Genomic DNA, 9,799 nt, shown 5'->3' with positions numbered 1-9,799 from the left:
CAAAACGACCAAAGCCTTGCTCTAAAATCAGCTTGGGCTTGTCGTTCTCATAGCATTCAAGATATAGGCTAAATCCTCCTACATCGAACATGCCTGATTTCGTGGGTGTTAACTTAGGCTCATTGGCGAAAGCCGAAGAGGAGAATAGCGACAATAATACCAATGTCCTTAATGTCATCAGGTGTCCTTTTTTAATGGGCAACACACTCGCTTATACGCTATCACATTGCCCTGATGTTATGTTTTGCTTCTGATAACCCAGCCGACACTCAGCAAATAACGGTTCCCTTTCAGTACCTTTGTGACTTCATGCTTGCAGGCATCGGGTCGAAACAACTTTATACGTTTTGAACAGTAGATAGGGGTAGCACAAAGAAACTCACCGCCCGATTCAGCCTGTTTTAAAACAATATTCAATCTGTAATGCTTTCCATTAGCTACCTTATCAGTATGCGGCGGCACTTCACAACCTTCAGGAAACCTAAGCAGATAGAGGTCAAACATAACCGGCCATCGCAAGCCAGCGAGTAACATCTTTTCGTATCCCGTTTTTTGCCTGCCTCGCTGCCAACGGAAAAGCAAATGACCTAATCCCATTTATACACCTTTCAGCGATTATTCTTGCAACGCAGCGCTTAACTCCTTGCTGGAGATCGCTTTATCAAACTACCGCCGATAGCGATAAACCAGATGATTTGCGTTATGCCGAAAATCTCAGTGAATACCTCAGCAGGATAAATGGTTGCAATACCAGCCAAGCCCACAAAACAACCTGTGTAGTTGACAGTGTTACTAAACATACGCTGTTTTAACGCAGTGATACTTGTAAGTAACACCCAAACACCGCCAACCAGCTCGTTTCCGCCTCCCAGGCTTTCAACAAGCATAGACACCACACCCCATAATCGATGGGCTTCTTCATTGCGAATAGCAGTAAGGCTAACAGCGTGCGACATACCAATGGTTGCAATCATCCCACTGGCAATCACCAAACATACCCAGATTTTCCCGAACAGCGAACCCATTCTCAGCAAACGATTTTGTGTTTGATTCACGCTGCTACTCAGTATGTCATCGATTGCGATAACCAATACTGCCAGCAAAACCCCAAAAACCACGTATATTGTGAAATAAGCGATCCATAACGCATTAACATTCTGGATTACAAACGCCATAACCACATCAGCCTCATTGCTTGCTGGGAATGACACCATTGCTCCAAAATAAACGAACGCGCAAACGTAAATCAGCGCCATCAGCATTGACGCCGTACCAGCCAGTTGGTTGCTATTCAAAATTGGCTCCTCATTTTTTCGATTTAGGTGACAGTGTTCTTGTTAATGCTTACGATTTAAACGCCACTGAACCACATAAAAAATACCACCGCCCACCAGGCCACTGTATAAGCATAACTTGTGAAGCAAACTTACAGATATGACACCCAACCATGGGTTGTCCACAGATATTGGATAAAAGGGCTCCACGTCTGCGTGCATCAAGGCATCCAGCGCCACGTGGCTAACACTCCCTACTAAAGCGCTCAACATAGCGATATTCCACGAGATGCGAATAGGGTTGTTCGCTTTGGATACGCCTATTACACGCAAGCCGATTTCTGAAAGGTATTTGCCCGTCAGGCACGAAAAAACAGCAATTGAACACGCGCCTATAAACGTATGCGTAAAGCCGTGAATATGACCATGCCCTTGAACCATGATCCAAAGAGGCTGTAAATCCATTACGATTTGTGTCCAGCCAAACACCATTAGGCTGAAACTACTTTGCAGTAGTGCTTTCAGTAGTATTCCAGGACCCATGTGGAAAGGCGTAAATGGCATATCTCTGCTACGTAGGATCAGCCTGATTCAGGAAGGTCTTTCTATGATAGATAAGATATCCCCAGGTAATCGCAAATACCCCCGTGCCAAACGGAAAAAACAGTGCATAGGGTAGTGACAATATTAATGACCAATAGAAATACCATCGGGCTCGAAAACGATTAAACAACAAAATCACAGCGCCCATACATGCGGTAAATGGACTTATAATCAGAATGATTGCCGCTGAGACCAGTTCTTGTGAAATGGCACCCGCCAGCACTTTGGGATCATTCCCTACCGTAAAGTTGGGGTCTAAAGCCATGAAAATGAGTTCGACAATACCGACGACAATCGCAATAACAAAAACGCCGTAAAGCAATGTACTCAAGAGCGCGAGATTCTTATTCATCGGAGTCCTTTAAGGTTCCATTGCCCGAGGTCACAATATTCAATTCTTCATTTAATGCTGGCGCTTCAAAATACCCAGAAACAAGCCGGAACATCGCTTCAGTATCAAACTCGGCTCGTTCCGGCTGTTGGCGTCGGCGCTCACCAATTTGCGCCAAACACTGCTCGTCAGAGATATCCAGGTAGTACATTTCATGTTGGCACTCAGCCTCGGCACATACGCGCAAAAACCAACTGCGCTGTTTCACCGTGTTCGCTGGGAAGTCCATCACAACGTTAACGCCTGATTGCAACAGCGACACCACATGCTGTTTTATGAACGGCTTGATCAGGTTCGAATAGGTAATGTAGTCATTGAAATCATGGATTAGGGACGGGTAATGGGCTGCCAGCCATTCGTCTTCAGAAAGCAGCACTGCACCATGTTTGCTTGCCACCTGTCGGGCCATTGTTGACTTCCCTGCCCCCATCTTTCCGCAAAAGAAAAACAAGGTCCCTTTGTTGTGCATAGAGCATTCCTATGTCGGGCGTTTGTTGTTTGTGTAAGATACGGGAAAGCCATTCAACGTGCAGGCGATTTTATGTATCAATTTATGTGTATTGATACAAATGCCTGGGCTTGCATTCACCGTTAATCCGGCAACAACACTTGCAGGTAGACAACGCGTACATCTATTTCAACGCGACTTGTGTTTCAATATAAATAGCATGTTCATCCAGTTCACCGCTTGGATAAACAACAACAGATTTAATAAACACCAACCTGTCTACACGCACCGCTTCATTCAACCAATAATCATCTCGAGCCACACTGTATTCTTGTTGTGGAATGCCGTACACACCATCATTTAACTCTTCATCGAGTTGCTGTATAACAACAACATCAACCAGTTCTCCCTCTTCAAGGTATTCGCCAACGTGGGTAATTCGCCCATAACTGGTCTCTTCATCGATGCTATTCCACCATTCTGGTGTGCCTAGCTTTGGATTAGACAAAAAATACTCAGGGAAAGTCTGCTCAATGTCTTTATTCAGTTCAGAAGCCCAATCAGCCTCTTCTTTTAGGTTAAAAATTATGTCCATGTTTATGCTTTTGTTTGATGATTTACATACCTGAAGTAGAGAGCCGGAATTAAAAAGAACACTAACCAGTGCCCGGAAAATGCCCTTACGCCTGCCCGCTTAAGCTCAAAAAACTCAGCCTCAGAAAGTTCCCTTACATAGCGACCGTGATCGAGTAAGACTAAATTACCGTCCTGAATAACCGGCGACCCTTCTGATAACAGCGTTATCGAATACATAAAGTTAATGCCAGCATAGATAAATACACCAATGGCCAACGCCCTCATTGCTTTGGGAATGCCCTTAAGCAAGTCTTTAAAATACGCCTTTTTATCTGAAGTTAATGAACCTTTACGAGAATGTATGAGCATACCTATGAACGGAATAAAAATCAGAAAATGCAGCACGAATGTCGCGTTATTTTCGGCGAAATAATTCAAGCCCAGAATGGTTAACAGATGGACAATAAGTGCAGCAACAAAACCCGAAGCTGCCAGATAAAACAGTGCTCCCATTTATAACAGTCCCATTGGTAAAATCCCTAAGTACAGTGGTAAATAAATCAGACTACCACCTAAAACAAATTGGTTATGTAAGAGGCTATATCAAAGAAAGCATTTACTTTGTCACTACGCTTGTGCCAGTTGTCCCGAATATGCGGCAAGCCTTTAATTTCAATGGTGTCGTGCTCCCTCATTAAATCATGTCGCAACAGTGCCCGTTCTTTTTCGTTAAGTATCAGAGATTGCAGCTTTTCCAGCTCTCCAGTATCGAGCCAAATACCGCCACAACCCGGGCACTCATCTATTTCAACCACATGCAAAGGGCTGTAAAAACGACGTAGCATCACAGTATTATCACAAATTGGACAATTAACTCTGTGTTGAAGAGAATTTAATTCGGTATGAAACTGACGCAGGTGCTTAACCAGGGCTTCCCCACGCTTATCGCGAGGACATTCAAACTGCTTCAGAGTTTGATTCTCCAGAAATACGCCGCCACAGGCTTCACTGACATACACGGGTACCCGGCCAACATTGATTTTCTTCAGGGTCGATTGAGTTCTTGGGCAAAGCATCGGCTAGCTACAACCTTGCTGTGGTAAGCCCTCACCGGCATCTATAAATTTGTGTGTCATGAGATTCGTGTCCTTTGCCCATCTAAGAAATGTATTTCTGGTATCTGGTGTTACTGCCTTTGCTTGAGAATTTCCACTATACGGTTAATGGTGATCTCCGACAGATTCCACTCATACCCTTCAAAGTCAGTGGTATTAATAAACTGAACCACAACGGTATCTATATCTTTGTGATATTCGGCCAGGCTCTGATAGCCGGGTACCAGGCCGCCGTGTTCATACACGTAAATCGATGAATAAATGGCCTGCTCTCCTTCATCGAACACAGTGCCATCGTTTAGAGCTCGTATAAACCTGCCGACATCTTCGGCGGTGGCCAGCATGCCGTTTTCATTTTCTTTAAAATCGTCCGGTATACCTACGTAATAACCGCTCATTACATCGTCCAAATCTACGTCTTGAATAGAGCCGAATGTATTAGTTAACTTAAGCGGTATTAAAATTTCTTCTTTTATGAATTGGAAATGGTCGTATCCCACAATGTTTTTAATGAGCTGCCGTAGTAACAGATAATTAGTATTGGAATATTCATAGCCCTCACCAGGTGCAAAGCTGGTTGGCATGCTTAGCGCAAAATCCAGCGCATGCTTACCGTTTTCCTGCTCGTTCTGCCAGAAAGCCGGATTACTGGTGAAATTGGGGATACCACTGCGATGCTGAACTAACATTCTGACCGTGATTTGTTCAGCATATGGGAGTTTGCCGACTAAATCCGGGAAATAATCAGCAACGGTATTATCGAGTGATAAGCGCTCTGCTTTGGCAAGTTTAGCGATTGAAACCGCAACATAGAGTTTGCTGATACTGGCGATTTTAAAGAGTGAATCAGGTTCTGCGGGAATGTGTGCTTCTCTGTCCTTCCAACCACCGGTGTAGAATTCAGGTGGTTTCCCGGCTTGATCAACGTACACGATCATACCATCAAAACCATGTGAAATGGCTTCATCTACCTGCGCTTGTACAGAGTCTGGCAGCGGCAGGATCCAGGCCTTTACCAAAATCCAAGGCACAAAGAATAATGAAATGGCTGTCCCTGCTAATAAAACAACTCTGAACAGGTTCTTTCGTTGTTTGCTTTTCATAAGCGCTTGTCAGTAATTTATTGTTATTTTCAGACCTTACTACGAAACTGAAACATTTCGTGTATTAAACTATAAGGTATTATTTATGTTGGCTGGCCATACCCAGAGTTAACCCAACCGCTGTACCAACCGCAACGCCTGCCCCCAGGGTAACAGGCAAGACATCAAACACTACGCCAAACACAACACCCAATGCGGTACCAATGCCAGTACCTAACGCCATGTACATGCCAAGCACACTGTCTGGTGAGGACCTACGTCGCTGATTTGCCATTGCACTTCCCTGTGTATTCTTACTTTCAAGTTACATTGCCAGAGTTCGTTCTCAAACGCAAAATACTCTGCAACCAGGTCCGTGTCAGTTCGGCTTGTTAATGACCTTTAACAACGTTTTGCTGAAAATGCTTGAGAGACGCAAGATCAGAAGTCCAGTGTAACTGTGACTCACAATAAATATTCATAACCGGCGTAAGCTGAGCGGCGCTGTCTAAAGCCCCCAGATAAACAATCGTTAACCCAGTAAGATTGGGTTTTTTATTGTAAACAGGCGTTCCGCACTGCTCGCAAAAATGCTTCGACGCATGCTCTGAAACCTGCACTGTTTTTAATGCGCCAGAAACTAACTCAAACTCACTTTCATTTACCACAACGTAGGTAGAGAATGCACTGCCGTTCATTTTACGGCACAAATTACAGTGGCAATTTACGACTGTAACGGCATCGTCTGATACCGAAAAGTGAATATGTTCACAGAGACAATGCCCTTCCATAGTAGCTTTCCATTTTCAATATTACATTAAACCGTTAACCGTGATGCGCCATCGTCTCAGCACTACACCACACTCTTTCGTTGTTTAGCGGTAATCAATCCGCCGGTTTCTTCGATTAGCATTTCGATTAGCGCTTCTGACGACGTCTCTTGTGCGTGCGTAAGCTCGTCTTCTGTTACCCCTATAATTTGCAGAAAATCAACACGTCCAGATTTTATATCGATATGTTCAGGAAGTTGAAAAGGTGGTGCAATCACCATGGCCGCAATATCATCAGACAAGGCAAAAGGGATGCGGTCGCCGTAGTCTAACAAACCGGGTTCGCCCATTTGACCACTGGCCAGCATTAAATTGTACGCCATAAGGGTATGCAACACGTTTATTGCCCATGTTGACGCTTGTTCTGTTTCGAGTACAAATTCCACACCAAAACCCGAGTAGTCCTGAGGTTCATCAGACTCCCAGGGATTAGACATGCCCGAAGTAACATATACCCATGTGTTCCGCGTGTCGTTTGGCGGCGACTGAAACACGCCATGCGTAAGCCAACGAGGATCTACAGACTGAGCGTCTAACTGCTCAAAAACGTCATTAGATAACGGATAGATACCGGGTCCGGTATCACCAAATACCTCTGGATAAACGACTTCTTCTCGTTCTTCCCATGCATCTTCTAATAAACTCATAGTTTGCCTTTACTGTACTGCTGTTAGTTTTGTTGAATAGTCTGACTACTATATCGGACCATCTACTTTGAATGATCGCGCAGTTGCTTATTCGCGACCTCCAGCATGATAAGAGTTTCGCATGGAGAATACTTCTCTAACAGCGATACCGAGCGGTAATTGATCCATTCTGAAATAGGGTCAAAATCATTCTTCTTTTTAAATGTCAGCTCTTTTATTTGCACAAGACATTTGCCTTGCATAGCGGCATTAGATATCTGCTGCTTGCTCAATGCATTTTCAGGGTATTGGCTCGCCACCTGCGAGTACATTGCTGTGTTTGCCACTGCGGTACAACTGAAAATAAATACTGCCAGAACGAATAAAATCGTTTTCATTGTTTACTTTTCCATAAATAACATAACGTTGATTTTTGCTGTGAGGCGCGTTAATTGGCCACCTCCATCAGCACTTTGCGGTTGTATATAACTTGTCTTCGTGCCTGATTTGGATCAGAAACGCTATTGATTAACCACGTTGTTGCTCGTCTTTTCTTCGCTGCGTATGTGAGTCTTTGGTCCTAACGCTCTTGTTGTCATGAATACTACGGCCAGGGTATATAGCCATATTAACCCGTGATAAAGCGTGTATATGCTAGCCCCTGTTTTAAAGAAACCAACGGATGCCTGGTAGACTGAGGTAATGACAACCAGACTACCAACAACGTATACACTTGAGCGTGCAAAGATGGGGTGATCTTCGCTCCAACTGGCAAAAAGTAGCAGTAAGATACTGTAAGTAAAAGTAAACGTAGCATAGGATTTAAACGATGCGTTTTGTAGCAGGCCGAGAATAACAATGAGCAGTGTCAATACTATGCCAAAAGCAAATATGACAACCTTCAGCTCACTAACGGACCTTTGAACAGTCACAAACTCATACGATCTGGGCCATTTCAACCCGTATAAATCAAACATCCTGCATCCTGCACATTAACACTATTAAACGTTGTTGCATGCCAGACTATCACAGAAGATCTTACCGTCTCCACTGCAAACAACAAAGCCCTGTTCTTTCGAACAGAGCCTGTTTAACAGCGGATTGTATTTCCTGTTGACCTATTTTGTTTCGTAATAGTCTCGCAGCACGTACCAGGCTTTTTTTCTAATCCCTTTTTCTGAAACCAGCCCTTTTCGATTCCAAAAGTCCTGAATATGTTTAAGTGGCCTGCGGGGCGATCTGAAGTCTTTCAGTATCCACGGGCTTAAACCTCTGAGCGCGGACATATTGTCCACCATTTCCAGATTATGAACGTAAACTGACGCCTGAAACTCTTCTGTCCACCGTTCGTTACTTTCACCATGTAAGCCCTGTAGTGCACCGGCACCGAGTTCACTCATAATAATGGGCTTGTGATACTTGGACTCCCATTTTAGCCCCGAACATTTTGATGCTTCAGATACATACCAGCCGCAGTAGCTGTTAACGCCAATGATATCCACTTCACTGGCCAGGGGATCATCGATCAGAATACCGTTCTTTGTGCTACTTTGGGTATCCATTGCTGCCGTTATGAGGCGCGTACTGTCGAGCTGACGCGCCTTTTTAATAAGGCTGGAGATAAACGTGAGTCGCGCATCTGTTGATGGTGTTTCATTTGCCATGGACCACATGATCACAGAGGCTCTGTTTATATCGCGATGTATCATTTCAGCGAGTTGTTGTTCGGCTTTACGGTAAACCATTTGATTGTCGAACAGTACCGTCCAGTAAACCGGGATCTCGGACCACACCATAAGGCCCATTTCATCAGCGACTCTTAACATATGTTCGTTATGCGGATAATGCGCCAGGCGCACAAAGTTACAGCCCAATTCTTTCGCCCATTGCAATAAGGTACGGGCATCTTCTTCACTCCATGCCCTGCCCGACGTCAACGGCGATTCTTCATGAATGCTAATGCCTTTCAGGAAAATTGATTGGCCGTTTAGCAAAATGTCCTCGCCTTGAGTTTCAATGATGCGAAATCCAATGCGATCGTGAATGGTTTCTCCGTTATAGGAAATCTCTACATCATATAGCTTAGGCGTATCGGGTGACCATAGTGCGGGGTTCGCTGTGAAAGAAAACGCCGTCGTTGAGCTCTTATTCACTTTAACAGTTTCACGGACACCTAACTCAGGAATGCTGATTGCCACATTCCCTTTGGGATCCGCAGGGCCGGCAAGCACAACAGTACCTTTAATGGTATTGGCTTTGTCAGGGGAAAGCTGAATTCGATAGTCCGACAGGTATGATTGGGGAACAGACACAATACTTACCGAACGAGTGATACCACCATAATTCCACCAGTCGGTATTGACTGTAGGCACCTGATCTCTCTCGCGACGATTGTCTACTTTAACAGTAACAAAGTTATCGCCGTCTTTTAGATGCTGGGTTATGTCAAAATTAAAACTGGTAAAACCGCCCTCGTGCTCACCTACTTTATTGCCGTTAACATAAACAATGGCTTTGTAATTTACAGCGCCGAAATACAACAAATAGTTCTGGTCGCGCTGCTTTTTGAAGGTAAAGTTTTTGTTGTACCACACTGTACCTTCATAAAGGTACAGATGGTCTTCCTGCGTATTCCAGTCGCCGGGGACGGTGATCTTGTCAGCAGTATCAAAGTTATACTCCAGTAACTGCGACGGTGATGTCATTTTTGCATTCTTAAAATACCCGTGAGTATGTGGCTCGTACCTATGGTTGTAGTACCCGTTTTCGTACGGGTCGATAATATACGTCCACTGACCGTCCAGGCTCAGCGTATCCCTGCCTGACACATTTTGAATCAGTGGCTCAGGGAGAC

General features: G+C 44.4%; 14 protein-coding genes. All 14 read right to left on the bottom strand.

The genetic code is table 11. The features are described from left to right. Window positions 1–237: 237 nt before the first annotated feature. Complete coding sequence (locus AC4MRN_RS14880; protein ID WP_491203705.1) at window positions 238–597, bottom strand: 2OG-Fe(II) oxygenase family protein; 360 nt, start codon at window positions 595–597, stop codon at window positions 238–240. A gap of 38 nt (window positions 598–635) precedes the next feature. Then, window positions 636–1,295, bottom strand: coding sequence for a hypothetical protein (locus AC4MRN_RS14875; RefSeq protein ID WP_491203704.1), 660 nt, complete (start codon window positions 1,293–1,295; stop codon window positions 636–638). 42 nt (window positions 1,296–1,337) lie between these two features. Continuing rightward, entirely contained in the window at window positions 1,338–1,838 is a 501-nt protein-coding gene (locus AC4MRN_RS14870; RefSeq protein WP_491203703.1) for a metal-dependent hydrolase, read from the bottom strand. Window positions 1,839–1,845: 7 nt separating this feature from the next. Beyond that, window positions 1,846–2,229 carry a hypothetical protein gene (locus tag AC4MRN_RS14865; protein ID WP_491203702.1) on the bottom strand — a complete coding sequence of 128 codons (384 nt, stop codon included), beginning with the start codon at window positions 2,227–2,229 and terminating at the stop codon, window positions 1,846–1,848. Next, on the bottom strand, window positions 2,222–2,737 hold the full coding sequence (locus AC4MRN_RS14860; RefSeq protein ID WP_491203701.1) for a P-loop nucleotide/nucleoside kinase family protein: 516 nt from the start codon (window positions 2,735–2,737) through the stop codon (window positions 2,222–2,224). The genes AC4MRN_RS14865 and AC4MRN_RS14860 overlap by 8 nt, the downstream gene beginning before the upstream one ends. 163 nt (window positions 2,738–2,900) lie before the next feature. Then, window positions 2,901–3,311, bottom strand: coding sequence for a hypothetical protein (locus tag AC4MRN_RS14855; protein WP_487964444.1), 411 nt, complete (start codon window positions 3,309–3,311; stop codon window positions 2,901–2,903). Between the two features lie 2 nt (window positions 3,312–3,313). Then, complete coding sequence (locus AC4MRN_RS14850; protein ID WP_491203700.1) at window positions 3,314–3,805, bottom strand: hypothetical protein; 492 nt, start codon at window positions 3,803–3,805, stop codon at window positions 3,314–3,316. A 59-nt stretch (window positions 3,806–3,864) separates the two neighbouring features. After that, on the bottom strand, window positions 3,865–4,368 hold the full coding sequence (locus tag AC4MRN_RS14845) for a TFIIB-type zinc ribbon-containing protein (RefSeq protein ID WP_491203699.1): 504 nt from the start codon (window positions 4,366–4,368) through the stop codon (window positions 3,865–3,867). Window positions 4,369–4,478: 110 nt separating this feature from the next. Further along, window positions 4,479–5,510: a serine hydrolase domain-containing protein gene (locus AC4MRN_RS14840; RefSeq protein ID WP_491203698.1), complete on the bottom strand. Its 1,032-nt coding sequence runs from the start codon at window positions 5,508–5,510 to the stop codon at window positions 4,479–4,481. A gap of 79 nt (window positions 5,511–5,589) precedes the next feature. Further along, complete coding sequence (locus AC4MRN_RS14835) at window positions 5,590–5,784, bottom strand: hypothetical protein (RefSeq protein WP_491203697.1); 195 nt, start codon at window positions 5,782–5,784, stop codon at window positions 5,590–5,592. Between the two features lie 97 nt (window positions 5,785–5,881). Continuing rightward, entirely contained in the window at window positions 5,882–6,280 is a 399-nt protein-coding gene (locus AC4MRN_RS14830; protein ID WP_491203696.1) for a GFA family protein, read from the bottom strand. 62 nt (window positions 6,281–6,342) lie between these two features. Then, on the bottom strand, window positions 6,343–6,966 hold the full coding sequence (locus AC4MRN_RS14825) for a suppressor of fused domain protein (RefSeq protein WP_491203695.1): 624 nt from the start codon (window positions 6,964–6,966) through the stop codon (window positions 6,343–6,345). Between the two features lie 62 nt (window positions 6,967–7,028). Next, entirely contained in the window at window positions 7,029–7,343 is a 315-nt protein-coding gene (locus AC4MRN_RS14820; protein ID WP_491203694.1) for a hypothetical protein, read from the bottom strand. 720 nt (window positions 7,344–8,063) lie between these two features. Further along, window positions 8,064–9,799: glycoside hydrolase family 2 protein (locus tag AC4MRN_RS14815; RefSeq protein ID WP_491203693.1), on the bottom strand; the 1,736-nt coding region annotated here is incomplete at its 5' end.

The organism is Marisediminitalea sp. (assembly GCF_984433645.1).
This window is presented reverse-complemented; position numbering and strand designations above follow the sequence as displayed.

Bases quoted from the DNA above. Each gene is read 5' to 3' on its own strand.
- AC4MRN_RS14850 (WP_491203700.1), bottom strand. From the start codon at position 3,805: ATGGGAGCACTGTTTTATCTGGCAGCTTCGGGTTTTGTTGCTGCACTT.
- AC4MRN_RS14855 (WP_487964444.1), bottom strand. From the start codon at position 3,311: ATGGACATAATTTTTAACCTAAAAGAAGAGGCTGATTGGGCTTCTGAA.
- AC4MRN_RS14865 (WP_491203702.1), bottom strand. From the start codon at position 2,229: ATGAATAAGAATCTCGCGCTCTTGAGTACATTGCTTTACGGCGTTTTT.
- AC4MRN_RS14845 (WP_491203699.1), bottom strand. From the start codon at position 4,368: ATGCTTTGCCCAAGAACTCAATCGACCCTGAAGAAAATCAATGTTGGC.
- AC4MRN_RS14820 (WP_491203694.1), bottom strand. From the start codon at position 7,343: ATGAAAACGATTTTATTCGTTCTGGCAGTATTTATTTTCAGTTGTACC.
- AC4MRN_RS14835 (WP_491203697.1), bottom strand. From the start codon at position 5,784: ATGGCAAATCAGCGACGTAGGTCCTCACCAGACAGTGTGCTTGGCATG.
- AC4MRN_RS14870 (WP_491203703.1), bottom strand. From the start codon at position 1,838: ATGCCATTTACGCCTTTCCACATGGGTCCTGGAATACTACTGAAAGCA.
- AC4MRN_RS14880 (WP_491203705.1), bottom strand. From the start codon at position 597: ATGGGATTAGGTCATTTGCTTTTCCGTTGGCAGCGAGGCAGGCAAAAA.
- AC4MRN_RS14830 (WP_491203696.1), bottom strand. From the start codon at position 6,280: ATGGAAGGGCATTGTCTCTGTGAACATATTCACTTTTCGGTATCAGAC.
- AC4MRN_RS14840 (WP_491203698.1), bottom strand. From the start codon at position 5,510: ATGAAAAGCAAACAACGAAAGAACCTGTTCAGAGTTGTTTTATTAGCA.
- AC4MRN_RS14860 (WP_491203701.1), bottom strand. From the start codon at position 2,737: ATGCACAACAAAGGGACCTTGTTTTTCTTTTGCGGAAAGATGGGGGCA.
- AC4MRN_RS14825 (WP_491203695.1), bottom strand. From the start codon at position 6,966: ATGAGTTTATTAGAAGATGCATGGGAAGAACGAGAAGAAGTCGTTTAT.